Source organism: Rheinheimera riviphila (genome assembly GCF_004005945.1).
Taxonomy (GTDB): Bacteria; Pseudomonadota; Gammaproteobacteria; order Enterobacterales; family Alteromonadaceae; genus Pararheinheimera; species Pararheinheimera riviphila.
Genome location: NZ_SACS01000023.1, coordinates 34573 through 60442 on the forward strand (window position 1 = coordinate 34573; position 25870 = coordinate 60442).

The window sequence follows — 25870 nt, forward strand, 5'->3', positions numbered from 1 at the left end:
GCACAGTTCAGCGGCTGCACCTCGCCACTCAACGGAAATTTGTGGCCTTTCCAACGACTTGAGCTAAGCTTAATTTAGCAAATTCCAGTGTACAAAACCCCATATCAGAAACAACTGACGCTGACAATCTGAAGTTGGTATCGTCTGCAATCGGGGTGACAACACTGCAGCGACCGACCTTACAAAGGAAGCCAATGACAATGGCGGAAGAAGGAACAGCAGACTCAACGAAGTCGTCGTCGACTGACCTGCATTCACTACTCGCCGCAGTATTGTTTGCCGTGCTGGCTTGTTGTTGGCTGACCGAATTTGATCTGTATCTGACCTCACAACTGATGCCCGCTGAGCAGGCACAGCAGCTGCACCTTTACAATGGCTGGGTATTACTGGGCGTGTCACTGTGGCTGATGAGCTGGTTTTATTTGCAGCGCCGTGACTATCAGCAACAAGCGATGGTAGCCCATCAGCGTTTTGACAGTACCTTTGGCCAGTCAGCGGTCGGCATGGCGCATGTCAGCATCGAAGGGCAGTTTTTGCGCGTGAATCAGCGCTTTTCGCAGATGTTGCAATATGACGCTGACGCCCTGATTGGCCGTAGCTTTCACGATGTCACCCACCCCGATGATTTAGCTGACGATTTACTAAAAGTCGAAGCGCTTAGCCAGGGCAACATTGAACATTACGATATGGAAAAACGCTATCGACGCCGCGACGGCAGCTATTTCTGGGCTAATTTGTCGGTATCGATGCAGCAGGAAACCACAACCGAACCAGCGTATTTTATTGCCGTCATCGAAGATATCGACGCCAAAAAACAAGCCACTCTGGCGCAGGAATCCAGTGTGGCCCAAGTCAAATTGCTGCTGGATGCCACCGGTGACGCCATTATCGGCATCGCCGCCAATACCGACATTACTTTTGTGAATCAGGCGGCGTTGCAGCAGCTTGGGTATACCAGCATTTCACAGGTGCTCGGATTACCCATGCTGACGCTGATCGCCAAACAAAAAACAGCGCTGGCGGCTTGGCGGGATATTGCCGCCCTGATTGAAAAACCCGCGCCATTACAGGGTGAAACCGATTTGCTGGTTGACCGTCATGGCGATATGCTGCCTTGCGCCTACCGGGTGATGCCGGTGCCACGATCCGACAATGGCACTGTGTTGGTGCTGTGTTTCCAGAATATTCGCGAGCGGCGGCAACAGCTGCTGAAACAACATGCCCAAACTCATTTATTGCATCGGCTTTTGGACAATGCCCCGGTCGAAGAACTATTAACCGAGCTGGTGAATTTTGTCGAACAGCAACTACCTTCACTTAAGTGCTCTATTTTGCTGGCGGATTTACCTAAACAGCAGCTGCGAGTCGCGGCTGGCCCAAGTTTACCCGATGAATACAACCAACTGGTCGATGGCCTGCCGATCCGCTACGGCAATGGTTCTTGTGGTACGGCCGCTGCGACCGGTAAACCGGTGATCGTCAGTAATGTATCCACCGATTTGTTGTGGCAGGATTTTCAGGCATTGATCCAACCCTTTGACTGGTTACAAGCCTGCTGGTCAACGCCGTTTTTCAGCAGCCAGAAAACGTTGTTAGGTACTTTTGCGATTTATTCGGCGCAGGCACGGGAGCCTAATCCCGAAGAGCAGGATCTCATTCAATTTACCATCAGTCTGGCGGCGTTTTTGGTGGAACGCAGCGATGCCAAAGCGCGTTTTGATTTATTGTCAAAAGCGGTGGAACAAAGCCCGATCGCGATCATTATTTGCGACGCCGCGGCAAAAATTTCTTATGTAAATCATCAATTTGATCGCCTAACCGGCTTACAGGCCGACACGATTATCGGGCAGCAGCTCACCAGTATTTACCCGGCTGAGTTACAACCGGTGATCGCTGAAGCCATGTTACAGGTGATCACCGGGATGGATCTGGCGCAAGGGCAGTTAGAAGTGGTGCGCACCGACGGTCAGGTGTACTGGCAAAAATATTGTCTGCGCGCCATTGTGACGCAAAAACAGCAAAGTCACTTATTACTGGAAATTGAAGACATCACGGTGCAAAAACGCGCCGAACAACAGTGGATGGAAAGTGAGTTACGTTTTCGCACCTTGCTGGACAATACGCCGGAAATTTCGGTGCAGGGTTATGAAGCCGACGGCACCACTTTTTATTGGAATAAAGCCAGCGAAAAAGTCTATGGCTACAGCAAAGAAGAAGCGATTGGCAGCAATTTACTGGATTTAATTATTCCGGATTTTATGCGCGAAGGCGTCAGACAAGCCATCACCAGCATGGCTGAAACCGGCACGACGATCCCGTCCGAAGAATTACTACTCAAGCGCAAAGACGGTACGCTGGTGCCGGTGTATTCCGGCCACGCTGTGGTGAAGTTAAAAGACCGGCCGGCACAAATTTTCTGTATGGATTTGGATTTAACCGAGCGCAAAAAACAGGACGAAGCGTTGCGGTTGTCGTCAGCGGTTTTTAACAGCAGTCGGGAAGGCATTATTATCACCGACACCGAGCGGCGGATTATTTCTATCAATCCGGCGATGGCACAACTGTTTGGTTACTCTGAAGCCGAGTTGATTGGGCAAACGCCATCCATACTGCGCTCTGGTCGGCACAGCCCGGAATTTTATCAGCAGATGTGGAACATGCTGGAACAGCAACACTACTGGCAAGGTGAGGTGGTCAACCGGCGCAAAGATGGCGAAACCTTACCGCTGCAACTCAGCATCAGCGCGGTGTTTGATGAGCAACAACGGGTAAGCCATTACGCCGCAATCTTTACCGATTTATCGCAGATCCGCGCCACCGAAGCTGAAATGGCGTTTTTGTCCGAGCACGACGAATTAACCCATCTGCCAAACCGGCATTTATTTCTGCAATTAGTCGAACAAGCACTGAAAATTGCCCGCCGCGACAGTACAGGTTGTGCCGTATTGGTGCTTGATTTAGATCATTTTAAAGACGTTAACGACAGTTATGGCCAGCTGCTGGGGGACGAATTACTGCTGCAGGTTTCCAGAAAATTAAAACAGCTTTGTCGCAATGTTGATGTCCTGGCCAGACTGGGTGGCGATGAGTTCGCTATTTTGGTCACGCCGTTGCAATCGCCGGAAGACGCCGCCCGGGTCGCGGTGAAAATGATTGCCGAATTCTGCCAGCCCTGGTTATTGGCTGATCAATACGAAGTCACCCTCGGTGTCAGCATTGGCATCAGCGTGTACCCGCAACATGCCAACACCACCCTCAATTTACTGCAAGGCGCCGATGCCGCGCTGTACAAAGCCAAGGCCGCCGGTCGCAATACCTATACTTTTTTCTCCGATGAATTTACCCAGGGCGCGCGGGAACGGCTGACCATGGAAGCGAATTTGCGCAAAGCGCTGCGACTTGGCCAGCTGCGGGTGTTTTATCAGCCGCAAGTGGAAATCAACAGTGGCCGGATCATTGGCGCCGAAGCGTTGGTGCGCTGGTTTGACCCGGAACAGGGCATGATTTCACCAGCGCGCTTTATTCCGGTGGCGGAAGCTTGTGGCCTGATCAACGACATCGGCCACTTTGTGCTGCAGGAAACCTGTCGTCAGGGTCAACAATGGCTGGCACAAGGTCTGCCCAAATTAACGCTGGCGGTGAATGTGTCGCCCATTCAGTTTAAACGGTTTGATATGCATGCACTGGTGACCGAAACCCTTGCTGAAACCGGCTTTCCGCCGCATTCGTTGGAGCTGGAACTGACCGAAAGTGCCTTGATGGAAAACGAAGAAGCGGTCATTGCCACGCTGAATCAGCTGCGTAGTCTCGGGATCCGGCTGGCGATTGACGATTTTGGCACGGGCTATTCGTCTTTAGCTTACCTGAAGCGCTTTCCGCTTGATGTTTTGAAAATTGATAAAAAGTTTATCGACGACATTCCGGGCAGCAATGACGATATGGAAATTGCCATTGCCATTATCGGCATCGCCCATACCCTGGGCTTTAAAGTACTGGCGGAAGGCGTGGAAACGGCCACCCAGCTGGAGTTCTTGCGCGAGCAACACTGCGACCATTATCAGGGTTACTACTGCAGCCCGCCGGTGCCCGCCGAAAAATTCGAATTGCTGCTGCAACAACAGCTACCGCAGCCTATCCATCTCGCACCATCGCCGCTGGCGACGATTCCAACACAACAAGCCTAAACTCAGACTCAACACCCAAGGCCAGCTGCCGCCCGATGATTTTTCAGCGGTGACTGCAGGTGGCGGCGGGGGTGGCGCGGTGACTGTCAACGTCTGGCTGCTGCTGGCCTGTTGTCCGGCGGCGTCCTGCACGGTTAACGTCACCGGATAACTGCCAGCGCCGCTAAAAGTAAAACGTAGTGGATTACCACTAGCGACCGCGCTGCCCAGTTGCCAGTTATATTGAGTGATAGCGCCATTACCGCTGCTGGCACTGGCGGTGAGGTCACAAACTAAGTTGCTACAACTGCTGCTAAAACTGACCTGGGGTTCGGAAAATACCGTCACGGTCTTGGTCACCAGCCGCGGCTGCCCTAAACTGACGGTACTTAGGCTCACCGGATAACTTCCGGCAGCGCTAAACACAAATTGCGTCGCACTCGCCTGACTGCTTTGTCCTGCACCAAACTGCCAGCTAAATGCGAGGTTGCTGCCCGTTGCGACCTGGCTGAGGTTTTGGAAAGTACAACGTAAAAACTGGCACTGCACACTAAAATCCAATGAAATCAGCGGATCTTCCTGCGCGGGAGTCACTTCGACGTAACTTGCGTATACCGGGCCAGCCTGCCCGGAAGCGTCAGTTCCCCGCAGATAAAGCCGGTGTTTGCCAAGCGGCAAGCCGCTTAAAGTGCCGCTGATAAGCTCCACAGCACTATCAAAAGCACCATCCTTGGCACTTAACACGACATCAGCAGCCACGGCGCCAGTTGGGAATTGATTGATAAAAAGCTCAGCTTTAGTGATGGGCTGGTTTGGTTCAACGCCATTTTGCTGATTGGTTTGACGGTCCGTCAGGGTAAATTGCAGGGTTAAACTTTGATCCTGCCGCACTTTGCCATCAACGGTATTCAGCGTTAGCGCCTGCACTTCCGGCCCGGCAGGCAGTAAATAAGGCGCTGCCGAGACGCGTGCGGCGTACCACAAGGCTTTTAAATTGTCAGGCAAAATCTGGTTCTGATAAACCGCACAGGATTGAAAAAACGCTGTGCCAATTTCAAAGGTGTAAGCAGCGACACCGAGTTCACCATAACTAACGCCATCGGTGGTACCGTCAGTTGGATACAAACCTACCGCTTGCGTTGGCAGATAATCATTAAACCAAGCGAGCTTTCGACCCAACGTTTGCAATGCCGCACCGTTGGGTGCCGGGGTGGCGTTTTCACCCCAGGGCCATAACACCAGCTCGCTGAAACTATGAATATCCAGATGAATACCCGGCGTCGTTGCTGGCGCAGCATCGGTGCGCAGCGGACCCCGGTTATCTTGAAACACCGCACGCGCATATTGTTGCAAGGCTTGCGTTTCCGGTTCAGAGCCGGCACTGACTCCACGATAGGTTAAGTCACAGCTATCGCCGCTGCTGCCACCGGGTACGCTGTTCCAACCAAAACTAAAATTACGATTTAAATCAACACCATAATTACCGGCACTGCAGCTGAGATCATTGATGTTTTTGCGCCACAACAAGCCGCCTTCCGCGATTTTCCGCCCCTCAGGGTTGCTCTGTAGCAGCAGGTGAATTTCCTGCCGCTCCAATATCCAATCGGCATCAGCGTTGGTGCCAATCCCTTGCAGCACCGATTTGGCAAAGGCCAGCATCAAAGGCGCGGTGGCGTATTCGCGGGCGTGAATGGCGCTGTTGATCAGCAGCACCGGCTTGTTTGGCATACCATTATTTTTGCCAAGTTTCAGCACATACAAGTCGTAACCGGGGCGGCCGTTGCTTTTTGCCCAGGCAGGTCCGATAGGTTGCCAGCTGGCATAGTCCGGATAATCCCGCACCAATTGTTCAGCAATGGCATAACTTTCTTCGACGGTTTCGTAACAAGGAAAACCGCTGATCCCGGCTTGGGCTTGGTTTGCTTCACTCCTTTCACTAGGGTTGTGCAATTGACTGAAGGCTGCAGCTTGCGCGGTTTGCCACTGTGTGGCGGACTCCATACTGATAACGAACGGCGCCAGTTGCGACTTTGCCTTGCTATCGAGCTGTAAAATAAGAACTTTGTCTTTCCAATGCCCGGCAAGCAACCGATCGTGATGACTGATAGCGGCTGCCCGCGCCAATTCTGCGGTCGCAAACCGCACTTCGGTTGCCTGTTGTAGTTGTTGTTGCTGAAAATCCTGCAGACGCGGATCATCCGGGAATGGCGCCACATAAAGCGGATAGCCAATCAGCAAACTCGTTAACCAAGACAATTTATACATAACCGGCTCCTACGGATGAGTTGTTGCGGCCTAAACCTTGGCTGAAGAACGAAAACGCGCTTTGCATGATTTTATTGCCGGGACAGTGGTGGACCTAACCATGCTGACAGGCGCCAAGTCGCCGGATGACGATGCTTGGGTCGTCGCGAGCTAAAATTTGTTCCAATCGTCGACTGCGGATAGATTTTTTTCAGAGCGACCCGCGACAATGCAGTTCAGCTTCGGGATATTGCAGTCGTGGGCCTAAGCCGAAAACCCAGCCACACCGCCAGCCAGGCCATTGGCAGATAAGCTAGTAATAAATCCAGGGCCATAAACCAAGCCGGCGCTGGGATCATAAAACAGGCTGCCAGTCCGCCGCAGAAGTAAAAAGCGCCGATGCCAAACGCCAGCTGTTTATGGTGCGATACCGCCAGCAGATAAGCCACTAGCGCCCCCGCAAAGGTGCCCAGCGCATGGGCTAAAAACGGCATGATAAAATGCTGCGGTTGAAATAAATGGATGGATTGCTGCAGGCTTTCGGCATTGCTGACATCAACCCCTGTCGGCGGTGGGATCAGTATTGGACTTAAAGTGATCAGCGCCATATTGACGCAACCACCGATGATAATACCAACCACGACTGCAAAGATTTGACGGACGAGCTTTGGCATTATGCAATTCCTTAGAGTGAATACTGGAAAAAGTATATACCCAAAATCATTGAAAATTCGGGTATAGCGGGTCAATCACTCACCATACAGGATCTGCTGCCGCTCCTGCTCAGTCAGAATGCCAACAAAGGGCGTGCGACGGCGATATTTGCAGATGCGTGGTTCCAGACTGAGCACGCCTTCGCTGAACTGTTGGTGCCGGTGCACCTCCAGCAACAAACAACTCCAGTACAAGTATTCACCATGCCGGACTTGCCCGGCAGCTAATCGCTGTTCCAGACATTGCTGAACCTGGGCACACAAGCTCGGATCCTGCGCAATTTTCTCGACAATTTTCTGGTGCAAACGCCAGATTTGTAAATCCTGCACCTGTTGTGACTGGCCTCTGGGCTTGGAATGCAGACGGTTTTTGGGAGTTGTGTACGTCATCGCTGGCTTGAGTTGAAATTTAAGTCGGAATTGAATGATGTGACATACGCGAGATCAGCACAAATCGCCCAAATCTTGTTAGCGCTGATTTCATTCCCAAAAACCCTACAACCACCCCTTCTGCTGCGCAATCCGCGCTGCGTCAATCCGATTGGCAGCATTGAGTTTGGCCATGGCTTCGGATAAATAATTACGCACTGTGCCTTCGGCGATAAATAAAATACCGGCGATTTCAGCGGTAGATTTGCCCTCTCCGGCCAGACGCAAGGCGCGGCGTTCTTTGTCGTTCAGTGGATCGGTTTCGCCCAGCGCCAATAACGCCAGTTCGCTGTCGATCACACGTTTGCCGGCCATCACTTTATCCAGCGCCGACAGTAAATCGCTGACCGGCGCGTCTTTCAGTAAAAAACCGCTGACGCCACAATCGAGTGCACGTTTGATATAACCACTGCGGCCAAAGGTGGTGATCACCACCACTTTGGTCGGGCTTTTTTGCTGCTGTAACCAGGCGGCCAGTTCCAATCCGCTGCGACCGGGCATTTCAATATCGGTCAGCAATAAATCAAAGCTGTCGGTTTTTAATAGTTTCAGCGCGGCATCGCCATCGGCGGCTTCAATAATCTGATGGGGGCTGCTTAACGTAATTAACGATGCCAGTGCGCCGCGCACCATCGCCTGATCTTCAGCCAGTAAAATTCGCATTATGCTTTTCCTTTAGGCAACCAAATCTGCAACTGACAGCCTTGGTCTAGCTTGTACTCAAGTCTTGCCTGCAGTGCATCCAGCCGTTCGCGCACGCCGGTCAGGCCATTGCCAAAACCCAGTTGCTGCACAACGCCATTGTCAGTGATCTGGCAATTCCAACCCACGGCATCTTCGCTAAAGGTGATGCTACAGCTGTCGCCTTTGCTGTGCCGCAAAATATTGGTGACAAGTTCTGTCAGCACCAAAATGAGTGCCGATTCTTCCCGTACAGCGAGTTTGGGCACTTCGCCGCTAAGCTGCACCGCAAAACCATGTTCGCGTAAACGCTGCGCCAACCCCGACACTTCGGCTAACAAACCTTTATGTTTGTAACCTGAAACGGTCTGCCGTACTTGTGATAACGAATCACGGGCGATTTGCGCCAGTTCGGTCAGATGTTGCTGTGCCTGTTCCGGCCGCTGCGCTTTGAGCAGCGCATTGGCGAGATCCGCTTTGAGGATAATCGACGATAAACTGTGGCCCATAATATCGTGTAAATCGCGGGCAATCCGTTCCCGCTCGACCATTTGCGCCAGTTGGGTGATTTCTTCCTGACTTTGCTGCTTTTGCCGGATATTGACCTGACGCAACCGTTCCAGATAGCCAAACAGCGTGATGCCCAGCAACAGAACCGAGCCATAGGCTAGAAAATAGGGTCCATCAAACTGCAGCCAGTATTGTAACAACGCCAGTAATGCGAGTACCGAACCAACGGCAATTGCGGCCATCGCCGGCCGGTAACTGAACCCGATAAAAAAACCGCAATAAGCAAACATCGCAATTGAGCCAGGATTCCAGGGTGTCACCGCTGTGGCGATCAGCACCATTGCCAGCACCGGTCGCCACATTTGCGGCGATGGCGTGTAATAACCCCAATAATAACAACCAATAAACAGCGCCATCGCCAGCAACATCAGGCCGATTTGCGCTGTGCTGTAGTTGCCATAAAACAGCGGCAATAGGAAAAAAACCAGATTGATCAGATAGACCCAGGCCCAGCGCCGTTCAAGTTTGATGTGATCCATAGCTCGCCTCTGCGAAATTGTTCGAAAGCTCGAAATTGACTACCGCAGCTTAATTTCAAAGCAGCGCCTCGACCAGCCTGCACTGTCAGCAAAAAAGCATGACAAATGTCATCTTTGTCCGCGCCTTAAAACTGTGGCAATACCAGCTGACTCCAGCCCGATCCCGCTTGTTTTTGCACTTTAATCTGCACAGGAATACGTTCTTTCAGCGCTTCAACATGGCTGATAATCCCAATCATCTTGCCGCTGCTTTGCAGTGAATCGAGCGCCGCCAACGCTGTTTCCAGTGTGTCCGGGTCCAGGGTGCCAAAACCTTCATCCAGGAACAACGAGTCGATGCGGGTTTTATGGCTGACTAAATCGGAGAGCGCCAACGCGAGCGCCAGACTGACCAGAAAACTCTCACCACCAGACAAAGTTTTGGTATCGCGAACCGCATCGGCCTGCCAGCTGTCGAGCACCCAGAGTTCTAATTCGCTGTCGGCTTTGCGCGCCAGCTGATAACGGCTGTGCAGTTTATCGAGTTGCCGGTTGGCCAGCACTATCAGTTGTTGCAGCGTCAGCCCTTGGGCAAACCGGCGGTATTTATCACCATTGGCCGAGCCAATCAGCGTATTGAGTTTTTGCCAATCCTGATACAGCGCTTGTTGATCTTGCAACTGCTGATAAAGCCCGGCTTGCGTGCTCGCCAATTCCTGCTGTTGCTTCAGTTGCTGCCGGATTTGCCCGAGCTGCTCACTCAGCTGTTGCAGCTGTTGCTGAATATCGGCACGTTGTTGTTCCAGCACGTTTTTAGCGGGCCATTCTTCGGCTGTTTCCGCCAACGCCGTTTTGCGACTGGCAAGTTCCAACAGTTGCTGTTCAGCCTGTTGTAGCAAGGCTTGTGCAGCAGTCTGTGCGTCCTGCAATTGTTGTTTTTGTTGCTGTAATTGCTGCAGTTGTTGTTCGGTCAAAATGGCGGTAATAAAAGCCACGTCGCTGGCAAATGGACTGGCTTTCAGCGCTTGTTGCCATTGTTGTTGGAGTTGTTCCAGCGCGCTGGACTGTTGTTGCTGACGCTGTTGCAGGCTTTGTTGTTCGCCCTGCAAAGTGGCTAGTTGCTGCTGTTGCTGTTGCCAGTCACTGCTGTGCGTTGCGAGCTGTTGCGCCAACATTGCCACATCGTCTGGCAACGCGGCTTGCACTGCAACTGTTGGTGCGGCCATCGCCAGCTGCGACTGCCACTGCTGTAATTCATGCGCGGCCTGCTGGGCTTGCGGATTCAATTGTTGCAGCTTTTGGGCGAACAACGTCAGCTGCTGCTCTTGCTGTTGCCACTGCTGTAACTGTTGTTGTCGCTGTTGTAGCTGCTTCGTCAGCGCATTGAGATCAGCGATTGTCGGATCAGTTGCCAGAGCCGGATCACGAAGCTGTTGCTGTAGCACACTGCACTGGCGCTGCATGTCTTGTTGCAACTCCGTTAGCTGCTGCTGCAAAGCTTGCTGATCTTTTTGCCACTGCTGATATTGCTGCCGTTCCAGTGCCAATTCCTGCGCCAATTGTTGGAGCTGGGTCTGTGCTAATTGAAGCTGTTGCTGGGATTCCAGTAACGCTTGTTGTTGCTGCTGAAACAGCGCCACTTGCTGCTGAACGACGCTCAGCTGGTGTTGTAACTGTGCCAATAATTGTTGCAGCTGGCTGTCATCCTGCTGCTGAAACGCCAACGTCGCAGCAAGGCGAAGTTCTGCTGACAAAGGCGCGCCGTCCAACTGCGTCTGCAACTGGAATAGCTGTTGCGACAGTTCGGCCAACTGCGCCTGAGCTCCACTTTGCTGAGTTTGCAGACGGGCGATTTGTTGTTGTAACTGTTCGCCTTGCAGCCGCAATGCATCTTGCTGCTGTTTCGCCAGCAGCAGTGCTTGCTCGGCTTCGCTTGGGTCCAGTGTTTGGTAATGTTCAATCGCCGGATGTTCAGTGCTACCGCACAGCGGACAGGCATCGCCTGGCTGCAAAGTTGCCCGCAGCGCCGTCAACTCGGTGATTTTTTGCTGCTGGCGCAGGATCAGTTCTTTGTCTTTGACCTTGTCGGTTTGTTCTTTGTAGAGCTGCCGTAACTGCAACAGTTGCTGCTGCAATTGCTGCTCTGTTAATTGCTGTTGCTGACTATCTTGCTGCAACTGCTGTTGTTTGCTGTGCTGTTGCCAGAGCTGGCGTGCGATGCGAATAAAATCGCTCAGCGCGTGCTGATCTTGCTGCATTAAAACCAGTTGCTGCTGCAGGAGCGGAGCATCTAATTGTTGCTGACTTTGCTGCAACTGCGTAAGTTTTTGTCCGGCTTGCTGCTGAGCGCTTTGTAGTTGTTGTTCATGCAGTTTTTTCTGCTGGCCGCTGCCAAGTTGTTGCTGCAGTTGCGCACTGAGGCCGACGACCTGCGTTGCCAGTTTTTCCGCTTGCTGCTGTTGTTGTTGCAGTTGCTGTAATTGTGGCCGGCAGGCAGCAAGTATTTCCGCGAGCTCTGCAGCTGAGCTGCGCCGGGCTACTTGCTGTTGTAACTGCTGATGTTGCTGCTGCAGCTGCTGCTGTTGCGCTGTGAAGACCGCCAATCGCTGTTGCTGCAGTTGCCAAATCTGCTGACTGCTGTGCTGCGCCGCCTGGCTTAATGGGGCGAATTTCTGCTGCCATAGTTGCTGTTGCTGCGCTAAATCATCGCGTTGCTGGCGCGCGTCCACCAATTGCTGATACAGCGGCTGCAGTTTTTGCACCTGCGGATAACTGTCGAGTTTCGCCAAACCTACCTTGGCCTGATCCAGCGCCTGCTCAGCTTGTTGTAACTGCTGTTTTGCCTGTTGTTGTTGGGCTGTGGCTGCTTCAAACTGCGTCCACCAGTCCAGTTTTGGTTGCAGTTGTTGCTGCTTATTGAGTTGCAGTTGCTGGGCGGCCAGCAATTGTTGTTCGGTGCTGCCAAGTTCAGCCAGTTGCTCGGCGCTTAATAGCTGCAAACCGCTTAATTTCGCCTGGGTAATTTGTTGTTGTTGCTCCAGCTCACGACAATTCTGAAATACCTGCATCGAAATCTGACTGTAAATTTCGGTGCCGGTCAGCTCTTCCAAAAGCTCCGCCCGTTCGTTGGCGCTGGCATTTAAAAAAGCGGCAAAGTTGCCCTGCGATAACAACATCGAACGGGTAAAACGGGCAAAATCGAGGCCGGTGAGTTGCTCGGTTAGTTTGAGCTTTTCGGTGGTTTTGTCAGTCAGAATAGTGCCGTCCAGCGTTGCCAGCTCCACTTTGGCCGCCTGCAGATTGCCATCAATGGCGCCGCGCGAACGGCGTTGACTCCAAAACGCGCGGTAACTTTGCTCGCGCACCGAAAATTCCACTTCCGCCAAACATTCAGCGGTGTGGCGACTCATCAGCTCGTTGCTGCTTTGGCTGAGGTTTTTCAGTCTTGGAGTTTGGTGATACAGCGCCAGACAAATCGCATCAAGCAAGGTACTTTTACCAGCGCCGGTTGGCCCGGTGATGGCAAATAAATTACTTTGGGCAAAGGCTTCGTCACGAAAATCGATTTTCCATTCACCGCGTAGTGAATTGAGGTTTTGCAGTCGCACCGACAGAATTTTCATGCCTCAGCCTCCGACGCTGCAGGCTCAGACTGCAACACTGTATCCAATGCTTGTTGGTGCAGCTGAGTCAAACGGCTGCTGAGTTCGTCGGTTAAGCTTTCATGCGACAAGCGGCTTTGTAGCACGTCGGCGGGGGTTAATTCTAATAATGAAGGTTCAAAGGCAGCGGCTTCACCGGCGCGCGTGGCGACCCGTTCGCGGCGTAGTTTCAGTAGTTCTACCGGCAAATCGGCGAGCTGTTCCTGCAATTGTAGCTGTAAATCAGATAACAATGCCGTTTCGCCACTGACCACGAGTTCCAGCCACAGTTGTTCACCGTCGGCGAGTTTGGCCAATGCTGGTTGTAGCTGTTGCTTGAGACTGGCGAGATCAGATTTCAGGCTCAGTAATGGCTGAAAACAGGGGATATCGATGCTGCTGACTGTGGGGTTTGTCAGCTCGGTACTGGCCGGGTCTTGCTGAAAATCGACCAAGAGTAGCTGTTTTTGCTGGCTGGCTTCATCAAAACTGAGCGCAATCGGCGAGCCGCTATAACGGATAAAATCCGAACCTGCGACTTTTTGCGCCTGATGAATATGGCCCAGCGCAATATAGGAAAATGGCGGCAAACAGCTGGCGGGCAAGGCTTCCAGCGTTCCGATATAAATCTCGCGCACCGATTCAGTCGAACTGGCGCCGACTGTGGTGAGATGGCCGGTGGCGATTAAGGGTAATGGTGCCGTTTGGCCTTGTTGCGTTTGTAAGGTTGCCGCAAGGTCGGCTGCAGCTTGATACAGTTCCTGATACACCTGACTGATTTGGCTTTGCAGCTGGGTCGATTTTTCCGCAGCGGTTTGTCCTGGCTGGCTTTTGCCATCGTCGCGCTGTGATAAATCTCGTGGCCTCAGAAAAGGCACCGCCGCCAGTACCGCGCCAATGTCGCCATTTTTGTGGCTGAGCGGAATTAAATGCGTATTCAGATCGGTCTGATAACCCGGCACCACCGTGGTGTGCAGGCATTTTAATAAGGTGGCGCTTTCCTGAAGCACCGCCACCGAGTCGTGATTACCACCCAACAACACCAGCTGCACGCCGGTTGGCTGCAAATCGACAATCAGTTGATGGTAAAGCTCGCGGGCATAACTGGGTGGAGTGGCCGTATCAAAAATATCGCCAGCCACCAACAAGACATCAGCGTTTAGGGTGATGATTTGTTGTTTCAACCAGCGAAAAAATGCCTGATGTTCCGCAGCGCGGCTTTTACCAATAAAGTGCTGGCCAAGGTGCCAGTCAGAAGTGTGTAAAATCCGCATATTTATCAAAGCCCTGGATACTGATCGTTAACGATTCAACTGCAGGGCTTATCATATCATCAGCCTAAGCAGTTAAAGCAGCATCTTTTGCTTTGGCTGCAGCCACTGAAGGCCGCTCTGAAAACCGCTCTAAATAAGCCGCAATTTCCGGCGTTTTTTCCAGTAAACCAAACTGGGTGATCCAGCTTAATGATGCGCCCCACAACACATCGGCGGCAGTAAATTGTTCGCCCAGCCACCAGGGTCCTTGCGCTAATCGTGCCCGCACAATCGCTTCGACGGCTTCAATGCTGCCATAAGGGCTCATCCCGGCTGAACCGCTATCGCGCTTCAGGGCTTTGTCGATCATCGCCGGTTCAAAGCTGCTGCCATAAAACGCCAGCGCCCGTAAGTAAGGGCCACGCAACGGATCGCCAACGGCCGGGCTTAAACCTTTCTCTGGCGCCAATTCCGCCAAAAACTGAAAAATCGCCACTTGTTCAGTGATCACAGCACCATCGGCAACTAAAGTTGGCACTTTGCCGAGCGGATTTACCGCCAACAGCGCGGCAGGCTTATCTTTAAAATCAACCAGTTGAATCTCGCAAGGTAAAGCAAGTTCTTCCAGCAGAATACACACACCGGCCGAGCGGCTTTGTGGGTTATGAAATAGAGTAATTTTTGGGCAAGCAATCATGGCGCTATCCTTTGGCTTTTTTTCGGCGAATGTTGGTATGGGCGAATGTTGGACTTACCTACGAACAGAAAAGCGTAAGTTTCAGATATTTACCTTAACCATATTTCAGCAATGCTGCCAGCGTGAAAATTGCCAGAATGCCCAACAAAACTGGCAGTTCTCACCCGTCGATGATGGGTGTCCCGCCGCAAACTATAATGTCCGCACTTTCAATTCGAGGTGAGTGACAACAGCGGTCTTTTCGCTTGCGGCAGGCTTTTCACCACCAGTGCATAAGAGGTTTCAATCATCCGTTTGATTTCATTTTCAGGTACCGAAGCATCGAGCAGCACAGTGTTCCAGTGCTGTTTATTCATATGATATCCAGGCGTCACCGCCGGAAAAATCTGCCGTAGCATCAGCGCTTCAGTGGGGTCACATTTTAAATTGATGCTGGCGATGCGACTTGGCTGATCGCCTGGTACTGTGCTCGGTTCCGTGCGTTGTTCGGACAAAATAGCGAAAATTTTGCCCACCACTTTATAGACATAAACATCTGGCCCAAAAGGAAAATCCTCGATGCTTTGCAGTTGCATCAGGCAGTGATCACGACAGGATTGAAAGTCCATGGCTGTCCTTGAATTGACTCGTGAATTGAGAGCTAAGTGTTGGTGCCAGGCACAACCTCAGGCATCGCCCCAATTTATCCCGTTCCGTGACGAAGTTCCAGCGGACAAAACCAACCGGTATTTATTGCAGGTAAGTTAGGTGTCTGAAAGCCCTTTCACGGAAAATCCCACCAAATAAACTATTTTGCAACTTTTGAAACAAAATATTTGACCTTTGACTATAAAGTTGGTTATATTTCCAGCGCAAAAGGCCATCTGGCAGTCCAGTTATAGCCGAAACATCTGATTTTACTGAATTACCCTTGGGTAATTTATTTTTTGCTAAAAATGACAACGCTGTCAAACGTTAAATAATTTAAAATAACCGCTGTTGTGAGGTTTTTGTGAAAAATTATGGATTTACTTTGATTGAACTGATGGTGGTTGTCGCCATCGTTGCCATTCTGGCCAGTTTGGTTTATCCAAGCTACGACAGTTACCTTAAATCGGGCCGCCGCACCGATGCACAACGCCTGATGCTGGAGCAAACCAACCTGTTGGAACGCAGCTACAGCCGCAACGGCACGTACCCGGCGCAACACGAACTTACCGCAACCGACTATTACAGTTTCAGTTACGAGCGCAGCGCAGCAGATCAATTCACCTTCACCGCCACCCCAGTGGATGACCCGTTATGTGGCGCACTCAGCCTCAATCAGCAGGGCATGAGAACTGCTGCAACCGGTGACGACAGCTGCTGGGTGCAATAATGAAACACCATCATCACATACAACAAGGCTTCACCCTATTCGAACTGCTGGTAGTTCTGGGCATTGCCGCCATTCTGGTGTCATTGGCGCTGCCGGCGTACTTGCAATTGATCCAGCAAGAACGCCATACCCAGGCGGTGAATCAATTACAAGCGATGTACAAATTTGCCCGCAGCGAAGCGATTAAACGCAATAAGCAGGTCAATATAGTTGCCGGCGCCGGCGGTAACTGGCAGGTGGAGTTACCCGATCAACAGGATCGCAGCATCCGCAGTTTTCAGCTCAAAGATGCCGCCATTGCGGTCACCGGACTGGATTTAGTGAATGTCAGCCAGGCTGGCTTCGCGACTCCGGCTTCAGTCTCGATCAGCCATAGCCAACACACCGACGCCGCCAAATGGTTGTGCATTTTCCCCAGTGGCCAGCTGACGATCCAAAGTCAGGCTTGCACTCATTTAGGCTGACTCTGGTGATGCGAACCCACATTCAAACCCAAATTCAATGCCAGGGCCGGTCCCAAGGCTTTAGTCTGATTGAAGCGCTGGTGGCCATGTTGCTGGCGAGCCTTGGCTTGCTTGGCCTTGCCAGTGCACAGATTAAAGCGCTGCAATATGCAGGCAGCAGCCTGAGTTATACCGTAGCCACCATTCAGGCGCATAACGCTGTGGAGCGGATTTGGCCGCAACTTTGTGCACTGCAACAAGGTGGCGTGTTGTTTGATGCGGCTTTTATCAACACCTTACAACCGCAGACAGATCTGGACCCGGCTGGTTATCAAATTGATTTTGAAGCCTTTGCCTTTAACGTTTCACCTTATCAACCAGCACCGGCAGCCCCTTTGCCTTTGACGATGCTGGAACTGGCCGTCAGTTGGAACGATGTCAGGTTAGACGATGGCGAAGCCAATATCATGGACATTCAAAGCAGCTTTCCGTGGCTGCGCAACGGCAACCCAACAGGATGTATCTGATGCAACAGTTTCGTGCCACCCAGGGTTTTACCCTGGTTGAACTGATGGTCACCTTGCTGTTGTCCAGCCTGATCATGGTCGGCATGGGCGGCGCGATGATCGCCATCAAACATACCGTCAATGAAGTGAATGCGCTGGAAAATGCCCAGGAAGTGCTCAGAAGCAGCCGCGATATGCTCAATAACAGTGTTCGCAAAGGCGCAGTGGTCAGCCTGACAGCCAACCTACTACGCGTTGAACAGCTCAATAGCAGTAACAATCAATCGGATTGCAGCGGCACGGTCCAGGCAGTCGCCTTTGTCGAAGAATTCCGCTTTGACGGTAGCGAACTGCAATGTCGCATTAATGGCGGTCTCTGGATCAGTTTGGTTACCGGCCTGATTGCACTCGATTTTTCCATCAATGGTGATCTGCTGACCACCCGGCTCGCACCACGTGGTTTACCGCTGAATTACCCGCAAGCCGATCTGAATGGTGACGCCAGTAACGAGCCCTATGTGCGGCTGCAAATTGCGTTGAAATCGGTCATTCTGGCACGGGAAACCTAAACATGCGCCACCAGTTGCACTTCGCCGCACGTCAACAACAGGGCATGTCCTTGCTGTTTGTGCTGATGCTCACCACCATCGCCAGTTTACTGGTATTCACGGCGTTGAATAGCTCAGTGTCGCAGGAGCGGATGAGCGGTAATTTCCAGAAAAAGCTCAATGCCGAACTGCTGGCAGACAAAGCGGTATTTGAAAGTTTTCATCAGCTCAACGCCTTTGCCAAAGATCCGGCCAATGCCAGTGCCAGCGATGCTGAACTGGCGGCTGTGGCTGCAGTGACCACAGCGAGTGCATCGGGTGGCCGAACATATCAGGCCGGCGCGGCCGAACTGAACGCACAGGGATTTGCGGTCAGCGCTGATGGCGCCCGGTACGACGACAGTGCCGCCACGCGCAAAGTCATGTTTAAACGGATCAGCGGCAGCGGCGTCAGCCTGTTTCCGTTTGCGCATGCCGTCACCGGTTGTAATGCCGTTGACCTCACGGCCAGCGGCGGTATTACCAGCTATGATTCGTCAAACCCACTCGCGGCCGACACCAACGTGGTGGTACGGACCGTCACCGATGGCGGCAGCGTCACGTTAGTCGGCGATTCACCGGTGATCGGCGATGTGCTTTCAACCGGCAATATCACTTTAACCGGCTCCTCGGTGATCAGCGGCAAACTACACGCCAACGGTAATATTCTGCTGAATAACGCCAGTGCCGTGATTAAAAAACAGGTGTGGGCGGTCGGCACCATTGATGTCAACAATACGGTGGTGGTCGAAGGCGAAGTGAAAGCCAATAGCCATATCAACGTGAAAAACGTCGCCAAGTTGCAAGGCGGTTTACGTACCCAGGGCAATTTGACCGTCACCAACAATGCCAAAATCAATGGCGCGGTTGAAGTCTACGGCGATGTGAAGTTAGCAGGCTACAGCGGCAGTATTTTGCAGCCCGCTTTATTGCGGTACCGCGGCAGTGTCAATCCGGCAGGGCTTGGCCAGCAGCAAACCGATTTGAGCTTTGCTTCGGTGCCGTTACTGCCGGTCGATAACGACGACGAAGCCAGTGAAAGTTTTAACCCGTTATGCGATCCGCTACGGATCAGCGAAGCCGTCGATGCCGTGGAGCAACCAGCCACACTGCCGCCGCTCAATGTGCGTCAAGCCTGGGATCGTAAGATCTACACTTTAACTACGCTTGAAGGCAAACATACCGATGTCGCAAATTTACCCGCGAGCCTTACTCCAGCCAACGGCCTGTTTTTGAAAAAAAGCCAGCCGATGTATTTTGTCAGCAACGTCAATGGCGGCAGCGAAGGCAAACTGATTATTAATGGCCATATCACCTTGTTTATTGCTGGCGATATGGTGTTTGGCGGCGATTCGGCATTGCAGATTAACCACGGCAGTTCGCTGACCATTATCACCAGTGGCCGGATTGAATTTACCGCCGGCGCTAAAGTGATTAATGATCAATTCCCGGTCGGCGAGCCACAAGGCATTGTTGATGGCCGACCGGTGATGGCAATTTATTCCTCTTATAGTGGCAAAGATGGCATCAAACTCAATGGCGGGATTAAATCCATTTACGCTGCTATTTATGCCCCGCGCACCGATATCAAAATGGACAGTTTAGCCGGAGTGTTCTCGGGCTCAGCAGTCGGAAAAACCGTCAGCGTCGGCGGTGCCGGCAAAATCCGTTACGACCAGGCGCTGGGTAAAGTAGAAGCTGGCGGGTCAACTGGCAGCGTCAACCCGCGCATTGTGTTTCATGGCTGGAACTAACGCTTAATACGCCACACTAAAACGTCGGTTTTGCTGCTGTGGCTGTTGCAGTTCATCCAGCAGCGCCGCCGCATAATCACCGGTCGAAATGCGACTTTTGCCGTTGGCGTCGGTCAGTAACTGATCGCCACCAATCCGGAACTGTCCGGTTTTAGCGCCAGGGAAAATTTCCGCTGCCGGTGATAAATAACTCCACTGCAACGATGCCTCAGTTTTTAATAGTTGCAGTGCGGCATAAGCACCTTCGGCCGTGGCGCGATACTCTGCCGGAAAGTTTGGGTGATCGAGCAGCTTGGTGCCATCGGGCAACTGCAATGACGCCGCGCCACCAACCAACAGCAGTCGCGGGGCAATACTTTGGGCTTTAACGGCGGCCAAAATCGAAGCAAAGCCTGATAAATAATAACCTGCGACATCCGTTTGCGCATGGCCGCTAAAGGCACTCAGCACCACATCGACACCGGCAAGGGCGGCGGCTAAGGCGTCGGTATTCATCACATCCACACCAACGACCTCTAAATTGGCTGCTGCGTCGATACGTTCCGGCCGACTGACCAGCGCCCGGACCTGTAAACCCCGCGCCAGGGCTTCTTTGGTTAAAGCAGCGCCAATAAAACCCGAGGCGCCGATAATGGCAATTTTGTTGAACTTGTTCATAGCTGTTGTCCTTTCATCAGGGATGGAGAGTGATCTGCGCCAGACCAGGCTGACTACAACAGTAGCTCCGGCAATGGCGCTATTATCGACGGTCGATTACTAAAGAAAAATCAGCTAATCTACAATTCACTGTTTCGTAAATTTAAACAATCTAATGAAAAACGATTTGGATTTAAATAGCTTATTATTGGTACAGGCGCTGGCAGCCAGTGGTAGTTTTACCGCTGCTGCGGAACGACTTGGCAGCAGCAAAACCAAAATCAGTCTGCAAATCAAAGCACTGGAGCAACAACTTGGCGTGGCGTTGTTCCGGCGTACCACCAGGCAAGTCAGCTTAACCGCCGAAGGCGCCTTGTTGGTGGAACGGTGTTTGCCGCTGCTGGATGAACTGCGTGATGAATTACAGCAGCTACAACTACGGACGCAAACTGCGGTTGAACTCAGTGGCACTTTGGTGATCAGCGCACCGGAAGATTACAGCAACCGGGTGTTAGTGCCGTTGCTGCTGCAGTTTCAGCGTTTACATCCAAAGCTGCAGCTGGACCTTCGCAGCAGCGATCAGGTGCAAGACCTGATCAAACAAGGCATTGATTTGTCGATACGGATTGGCTGGTTGCAGGATTCCAGTCTCAAAGCGCAGCGGCTGGGTGATTTTGCGCAGTGGTTATTGGCGGCGCCGGCTTATCTGGAGAAATTTGCACCGCCACAGCAGCCGGATGACTTAAAAACCATGAACTTAATCGCTTTTACGCTGCTGCCAACTCCACAGCAGTGGCGGTTTACCCAAGGCAATCAGCTGATGGATCTAAGGCTACCGAGCAACATTAAAACCAGTTCTACCCAAACAGTGACCTCGCTGCTCCTACATGGCGCCGGCCTTGGCGTGCTGCCCGACTACAGTGCCAAAACCATGCTGCAACAAGGTTTATTGCAACGGGTATTACCCGAATGGCAACTGCCGGGCGGAGGTATTTACGCAGTCTACCCGCCAGGGCCACACCGCCCAGCCAAAGTGCGACAGTTTGTGGCGTTTTTACAGCAGTATCTGGCTGCGGTATAACGCGCAGCCCTCACAACTGTCACTTGAGCCCGGCACCAGACAGCGTTAATCTGCAACTCCATTCGCAAGGAGGTGTTTATGTATCAGCTTTTTATCGCCAATAAAAATTATTCGTCCTGGTCGCTGCGGCCCTGGTTATTACTGACGCAGCTGGATATTCCGTTTACCGAACAACTGCAGCAATTTGCCGCGAATAACTATCACAATTTCCGCAGCTTTTCGCCAACCGGCAAAGTGCCTTGTCTGCATGACGGTGATGTCGTGGTGTGGGAATCGCTGGCGATTGTCGAATATCTGGCCGAGCGCCACCCTGGCGTTTGGCCACAAGATGCGGTAGCCCGTAATTTCGCCCGCAGCGCTTGTAGTGAAATGCACGCCGGTTTTGGTACTTTGCGCAGTGTTTGCACCATGAATTGTGGTGTCCGAGTAGCGCTGCAAGACCCGCCAGCGGCACTCGCCAAAGAATTACAACGATTAGATGAGTTGTGGCAACAAGGCTTGCAGCAATTTGGCGGGCCATTTCTAGCCGGAACTGATTTTAGTGCAGTCGATGCGTTTTTTGCGCCCGTGGCATTTCGCATTCAAAGTTATGGGCTGCAATTAAGCGCACCAGCTATGGCCTACGTGCAACAGTTGCTGCAACTGCCGGCGATGCAACGATGGTATGAAGCAGCTTTAGACGAAAGCTGGCGCGAAGTCAGCCACGAAGCAGAAATTGGTAATTATGGTCGGGTGGTGGCGGACTATCGTCGACTGTAAAACAAATACAGGGTCGAAGCTGATTATTGATAATTAATTGCCAATTAGCTTCGACCCATTTTTTATTTACTCATGCATCCAACCAACAGCCGTGAAACCCCAGCGGTAACATCCGGTCCATCCTCGCCTGCGCGACCGGGCCTGCGTTTAAATCGTGACTGTTAAACAAACTTAAACCACTTTGATTCTTGCGATAATCCAGCCAGCTGATTAAAACCTGCCGACCGCCGCTGACTAATAACGGCTCTTCGGCGACCACGCCCGGCGCAAATTGATACTTTTGTTGCCTGCCAGAGGCATCAATCCGCACCAAACTATCACTCAAACCGGCTTCGCTACGATCGCTGCCGCTGACGCCAAACAAAGGCGCAACTTCAGGTTTGCCCGACGCGGCAGATCCAGTGCTTTGAAAACCAGCAACAAACTGTGGAAACTCCATCACCAGACCACTGCGCTCGATTTTGGCAGCGGCTGACTTGTTCGACAGCGGCACGCGAATAGTCACCAGCTCCGCTTCACTGCTTTGTTTACGGCCATCACCGGTTAGCAAATAACTCATGCCTTCCAGCATCACGCCTGAGTCCGGATATAAACAGGCTTGCAAATGCAGCTTGCCGCCTTGCTGCCAGGCCTGCCCACAATGGAAGGCAAAACCGGCTGGCAATTCCACCCACTGCTGCTGCGTAAAGTCGGTTTTATCAATGATCAGCAGCTGCGAACCGAGCTCTGGCCGCCATTTAAATGCATCAATAAAAGTCTGGCCTTGCTCGTAGACGCAAGCACCTAAGAAAAACACCAATTTTTCTGCGGTCTGACTAAAGGCATGCAGGTAACTGGCTTGCGGCAGCGTTATTTGCTGCATCCGCTGCATTTCGGACTTTGCGCCGATATGGTACAGCAACATCAACGGCTGGCCGCTGACATACCAGGTGCCAAAATTCCACATCCCGCCCTGACCATCCGGCAGCGGATGCGCCGAGAATGGCAGTTGCTTGTACTGCTCGCCGAAATCTTTTACACCCAGTGTACTGAGGCTTTGTGGATCAACCCGGTGCGCCGAGCCACCTTCCCACAACGCCAGCACTTCACCTTGCCAGGGGATCAGCGCGGTATTGGCGGTATTTAAATCATCGTTATTGCGCGCCGGTAATGGGTTTTTCACCAAAGTACCGGCGGTGTGGTAACGGAAAGCGCCCGCCATTTCTTCCACCAGATATTTTTTGGTCTGAATAAATTTGCCCTGGTGCTGTACTTTGCCGTTGGCGAAAGTAAATTGTTGCACCATGCCATCGCCATCAAACCAGTGCTGATATCGCTCACCCGCCCGCTCCAGCCGTGCCGGACCGTTACGCAGCAACATGCCGTTAAAATCGGCTGGCCATTGGCCTTCGGTTTGCAGCTGCCGCGGCGAAAAATCGGCACGCACCCCGGCAAATGCTTTACGCCATGGCGCTGTGCTTGCCGCCATCACTGGCGAACGGCTTGCTGTCAGCAGTTTGTCGGCGTTGCTGGCCAGCGCACTGTAGCTGGCACAAGCGATGGCGGCAGTTAAAAAGCGGCGACGATCCATGGTATACCTCCGGCAAATAACGTTAATCAATCTAACAGCGCAACATTCGTCTTAACGGATATGAATGGTCAGGCTGGTATCCGCAGCCACCGCAAAAGCAGCGTCTTCAAAACTGGCCGGGCCAAACTGACCGGCGTTGTTGCTAAAGCCATAACCTTCACTTGGGATGCCCATGATGTTGCGGTCCAGCTCGCCGTTGTCATTGGCATCGTGCATGATTTTAATCGCGTATTGGCCATCTGCTAAATCCGGAAATACCAGTTGCTGGGAATCACCTTTGACCGTTTTCACCACCGCCGCCACCGCATCTTTACCTTGTTGATAAGACTGCTCGCTGCGATACAGCGCCACATGCAATTTGCCCGTTTGCTCTTGGATCTGATCAATATTGACCGTCAGGGTATGGGCTTGTGCAGAAAAAGCTGAAGTCAGTAATACCGCCAGTAATGAGGTCGCTACAGATAATTTTTTCATGATGAAGTTCCTTGGAGTAGTGAGTCAGTCCCGCTGACTGATGACACCACTTTAAGGCTTCGCTGGCGCTGGCATAACTGCTGGAAGTCACGATTTTTTGGGGTATAAAAAGTGACTTTTGGGCTATTGGTGGGTTTTGTCGCGAGTGGCGCTTGTGAACACTTGTGTTGCCAAACAATCGATGAGTGCCCGTATTTATGACTCGAAGCTACGTTAGGTAACTGGCCAAATCTCTTCACGCCATTCATCTACTATGCTGTAATACATTGTAGTCAATGAAGCAGAGGTTCCCGATATGCGAGTTACGACCGTTCGTCTTCAGGTTGATGTTGAACAACAGTTGGACGCAATAGCTGGCAGGCTCAACCGGAGTAAAGGTTGGGTGATCAATCAGGCGTTGGCTGAATACATCGAAAAGCAGCAACTGGAGCTGGATCGTTGGCAGCAAACACTTGCCGCAATGGAGTCGGCGGCACAAGGCAAGGTCGTTGCTGCCAGCGAGGTGCACAGTTGGCTACAGAGCTGGGGCACCGAAGATGAGCAAGACGCGCCGGAGCCTGGCAAGTGAAACTGGTTTACACTGCGGATGCTATTACAGATTTAAAACGCCTGCGTCAGTTTATCGCTCAGCACAACCCCACGGCTGCCAACAAAATCGCGGCAGCGTTGATTGAAAAAATCGGTTTGTTGCCAGAATTCCCTCACATCGGCATGGCGGTCGAGTTGGCACCGGTGCCTGACTCGGTCCGTGACATGATTTTCGGCAACTACGTGGTGCGGTATTCAGTGCATGCCACGGTCATTATTATCCTTCGGGTCTGGCATAGTTTGGAAGCTGAACGCTAACGACATACCCATCACCGCCTTTCCTGCCAAATCAAATACAAACCACTGGCCATAATGACTGATGCACCCAGCAGCAGGCTACTATCCGGCCACACTTGCCACAACACAATGTCAAAACCCAAACCCCAGACCAGGGCGGAATATTCGAAGGGGGCGATCACCGAAGGCGGGGCCAGCCGGAAGGCTTCGGTGATAAAGACCTGGCCGATGGCGCCGGTAATGCCGATGGCTAAAAAGTATGGCCAATGAATGAGGTGCAGTGGTTGCCAGTCAGGCAGTGCCAATAAACCTGCGCCGATGCCGATCATCGTCATCAGCCAGAACACCATATTGCCGCTGGGTTCGGTTTTGGCCAGGATGCGCACCGTGATGCCTGACACCGCGTAACAAAAGGCCGATAACAACGCGGCCAGCGCGCCGAGGCTTAATAGCTGATCGCCTTCCGGTTTGAGCATATACAGCACGGCCGCCATGCCAACTAAAATGGCAACCCATTGGCGCGGCGCGACATAATCTTTGAGCCACCACACCGACAACATGGTGATCAGGAGCGGCGCCGCGAAGAAAATGGCGTAAGCGTCAGCCAGCGACAAGGTTTTAAGCGCATAGATAAAAGCGGAGAGCATCACGATGCCAAGGGCGGCGCGAAATAGATGCAACGACCAACGCGCTTGCAGCAGATGTTGCAACCGGTTGCCATGCCATAACCACAGCACAATAAAAGGCCAGGCGCAGGCGGCGCGTAAGCAGGTAATTTGCAGCGGACTGTAGTGCTCAGTCAGCGCTTTCATGCTGGCGTCCATGCCGGAAAACATAAAAACCGCCAGCAGCATGGCCAAAATGCCATAAAGCGGTCTGTCATTGCTGTGATGCATCTATCCGATCCTGTCAGCGGGCCTTGTCACCAAGACCCCAAAATTAGAACAATATGCTACCACAGCCAGCAGGATGCTTCTGATGGTTCCGCCTGCTGCCAGCCGCAGCAACAGGCGATTTAACCGATAAGTT

The 25870-nt window shown here is 52.3% G+C and carries 23 protein-coding genes; 10 read left to right on the forward strand and 13 right to left on the reverse strand.

The annotated features are described in order from the left end of the window. The first annotated feature begins 194 nt into the window (after positions 1 to 194). A complete protein-coding gene (locus EOE67_RS17185; RefSeq protein WP_127700567.1) occupies positions 195 to 4184 on the forward strand; it encodes a PAS domain S-box protein in 3990 nt (1329 codons plus the stop codon). Here EOE67_RS17185 and EOE67_RS17190 read toward each other — a convergent pair. The 9 genes from EOE67_RS17190 to EOE67_RS17230 form a co-directional block, all read right to left on the reverse strand. Beyond that, the gene (locus EOE67_RS17190; protein ID WP_127700568.1) at positions 4122 to 6428 is read right to left on the reverse strand and encodes a M14 family zinc carboxypeptidase; all 2307 of its coding nucleotides are present in this window, start codon (positions 6426 to 6428) and stop codon (positions 4122 to 4124) included. The genes EOE67_RS17185 and EOE67_RS17190 overlap by 63 nt on opposite strands. Before the next feature lie 215 nt (positions 6429 to 6643). Further along, a complete protein-coding gene (locus tag EOE67_RS17195) occupies positions 6644 to 7081 on the reverse strand; it encodes a hypothetical protein (protein ID WP_127700569.1) in 438 nt (145 codons plus the stop codon). A 75-nt stretch (positions 7082 to 7156) separates the two neighbouring features. Continuing rightward, positions 7157 to 7510, reverse strand: coding sequence for a hypothetical protein (locus EOE67_RS17200; protein WP_127700570.1), 354 nt, complete (start codon positions 7508 to 7510; stop codon positions 7157 to 7159). A 105-nt stretch (positions 7511 to 7615) separates the two neighbouring features. Then, complete coding sequence (locus EOE67_RS17205) at positions 7616 to 8212, reverse strand: response regulator transcription factor (RefSeq protein ID WP_127700571.1); 597 nt, start codon at positions 8210 to 8212, stop codon at positions 7616 to 7618. Then, positions 8212 to 9279 (reverse strand): sensor histidine kinase, encoded by a 1068-nt coding sequence (locus EOE67_RS17210; protein ID WP_127700572.1) that lies wholly within the window; start codon positions 9277 to 9279, stop codon positions 8212 to 8214. The genes EOE67_RS17205 and EOE67_RS17210 overlap by 1 nt, the downstream gene beginning before the upstream one ends. A gap of 125 nt (positions 9280 to 9404) precedes the next feature. Further along, on the reverse strand, positions 9405 to 12881 hold the full coding sequence (locus EOE67_RS17215) for an SbcC/MukB-like Walker B domain-containing protein (RefSeq protein WP_127700573.1): 3477 nt from the start codon (positions 12879 to 12881) through the stop codon (positions 9405 to 9407). After that, positions 12878 to 14173 carry an exonuclease subunit SbcD gene (gene sbcD, locus EOE67_RS17220; RefSeq protein WP_127700574.1) on the reverse strand — a complete coding sequence of 432 codons (1296 nt, stop codon included), beginning with the start codon at positions 14171 to 14173 and terminating at the stop codon, positions 12878 to 12880. The genes EOE67_RS17215 and sbcD overlap by 4 nt, the downstream gene beginning before the upstream one ends. Before the next feature lie 64 nt (positions 14174 to 14237). Next, positions 14238 to 14849, reverse strand: coding sequence for a glutathione S-transferase family protein (locus EOE67_RS17225; RefSeq protein WP_206099648.1), 612 nt, complete (start codon positions 14847 to 14849; stop codon positions 14238 to 14240). Positions 14850 to 15058: 209 nt separating this feature from the next. Next, complete coding sequence (locus tag EOE67_RS17230) at positions 15059 to 15457, reverse strand: MmcQ/YjbR family DNA-binding protein (RefSeq protein WP_127700575.1); 399 nt, start codon at positions 15455 to 15457, stop codon at positions 15059 to 15061. Between the two features lie 383 nt (positions 15458 to 15840). Between EOE67_RS17230 and EOE67_RS21020 the strand changes: the two genes are divergently transcribed. Genes EOE67_RS21020 through EOE67_RS17255 form a run of 5 tightly spaced genes read left to right on the forward strand, consistent with a single transcriptional unit; the run spans position 15841 to position 19496 of the window. Continuing rightward, entirely contained in the window at positions 15841 to 16206 is a 366-nt protein-coding gene (locus EOE67_RS21020) for a type IV pilin protein (RefSeq protein ID WP_276317450.1), read from the forward strand. Beyond that, the gene (locus EOE67_RS17240) at positions 16206 to 16670 is read left to right on the forward strand and encodes a GspH/FimT family pseudopilin (protein ID WP_127700602.1); all 465 of its coding nucleotides are present in this window, start codon (positions 16206 to 16208) and stop codon (positions 16668 to 16670) included. The genes EOE67_RS21020 and EOE67_RS17240 overlap by 1 nt, the downstream gene beginning before the upstream one ends. Positions 16671 to 16678: 8 nt before the next feature. Further along, complete coding sequence (locus EOE67_RS17245) at positions 16679 to 17176, forward strand: type IV pilus modification PilV family protein (protein ID WP_127700603.1); 498 nt, start codon at positions 16679 to 16681, stop codon at positions 17174 to 17176. Beyond that, on the forward strand, positions 17176 to 17724 hold the full coding sequence (locus EOE67_RS17250; protein WP_164852418.1) for a PilW family protein: 549 nt from the start codon (positions 17176 to 17178) through the stop codon (positions 17722 to 17724). Before EOE67_RS17245 ends, EOE67_RS17250 begins: the two co-directional genes overlap by 1 nt. Before the next feature lie 2 nt (positions 17725 to 17726). Next, complete coding sequence (locus EOE67_RS17255) at positions 17727 to 19496, forward strand: DUF7305 domain-containing protein (RefSeq protein ID WP_127700577.1); 1770 nt, start codon at positions 17727 to 17729, stop codon at positions 19494 to 19496. A gap of 3 nt (positions 19497 to 19499) precedes the next feature. Here EOE67_RS17255 and EOE67_RS17260 read toward each other — a convergent pair whose 3' ends face one another. After that, positions 19500 to 20153, reverse strand: a complete 654-nt coding sequence (locus tag EOE67_RS17260; RefSeq protein WP_127700578.1) for an NAD(P)-dependent oxidoreductase — start codon at positions 20151 to 20153, stop codon at positions 19500 to 19502. A 154-nt stretch (positions 20154 to 20307) separates the two neighbouring features. Here EOE67_RS17260 and EOE67_RS17265 point away from each other — a divergent pair, with 154 nt between their 5' ends. Both EOE67_RS17265 and EOE67_RS17270 read left to right on the forward strand, forming a co-directional pair. Further along, positions 20308 to 21213, forward strand: a complete 906-nt coding sequence (locus tag EOE67_RS17265) for a LysR family transcriptional regulator (RefSeq protein WP_127700579.1) — start codon at positions 20308 to 20310, stop codon at positions 21211 to 21213. Between the two features lie 78 nt (positions 21214 to 21291). Further along, positions 21292 to 21972: a glutathione S-transferase family protein gene (locus EOE67_RS17270; protein WP_127700580.1), complete on the forward strand. Its 681-nt coding sequence runs from the start codon at positions 21292 to 21294 to the stop codon at positions 21970 to 21972. Between the two features lie 70 nt (positions 21973 to 22042). Here EOE67_RS17270 and EOE67_RS17275 read toward each other — a convergent pair whose 3' ends face one another. Both EOE67_RS17275 and EOE67_RS17280 read right to left on the reverse strand, forming a co-directional pair. Beyond that, positions 22043 to 23542, reverse strand: a complete 1500-nt coding sequence (locus EOE67_RS17275; RefSeq protein ID WP_127700581.1) for a carotenoid oxygenase family protein — start codon at positions 23540 to 23542, stop codon at positions 22043 to 22045. 51 nt (positions 23543 to 23593) lie between these two features. Continuing rightward, the gene (locus tag EOE67_RS17280; RefSeq protein WP_127700582.1) at positions 23594 to 24016 is read right to left on the reverse strand and encodes a DUF2141 domain-containing protein; all 423 of its coding nucleotides are present in this window, start codon (positions 24014 to 24016) and stop codon (positions 23594 to 23596) included. A gap of 295 nt (positions 24017 to 24311) precedes the next feature. On the opposite strand from EOE67_RS17280, the gene EOE67_RS17285 reads away from it, so the two are divergent. Both EOE67_RS17285 and EOE67_RS17290 read left to right on the forward strand, forming a co-directional pair. Beyond that, positions 24312 to 24584 carry a CopG family ribbon-helix-helix protein gene (locus EOE67_RS17285; RefSeq protein WP_127700583.1) on the forward strand — a complete coding sequence of 91 codons (273 nt, stop codon included), beginning with the start codon at positions 24312 to 24314 and terminating at the stop codon, positions 24582 to 24584. Beyond that, positions 24581 to 24862: a type II toxin-antitoxin system RelE/ParE family toxin gene (locus EOE67_RS17290; protein WP_127700584.1), complete on the forward strand. Its 282-nt coding sequence runs from the start codon at positions 24581 to 24583 to the stop codon at positions 24860 to 24862. The genes EOE67_RS17285 and EOE67_RS17290 overlap by 4 nt, the downstream gene beginning before the upstream one ends. A gap of 11 nt (positions 24863 to 24873) precedes the next feature. On the opposite strand, the gene EOE67_RS17295 is transcribed toward EOE67_RS17290, so the two are convergent. Further along, the gene (locus EOE67_RS17295; protein ID WP_127700585.1) at positions 24874 to 25737 is read right to left on the reverse strand and encodes a DMT family transporter; all 864 of its coding nucleotides are present in this window, start codon (positions 25735 to 25737) and stop codon (positions 24874 to 24876) included. Between the last annotated feature and the right edge of the window lie 133 nt (positions 25738 to 25870).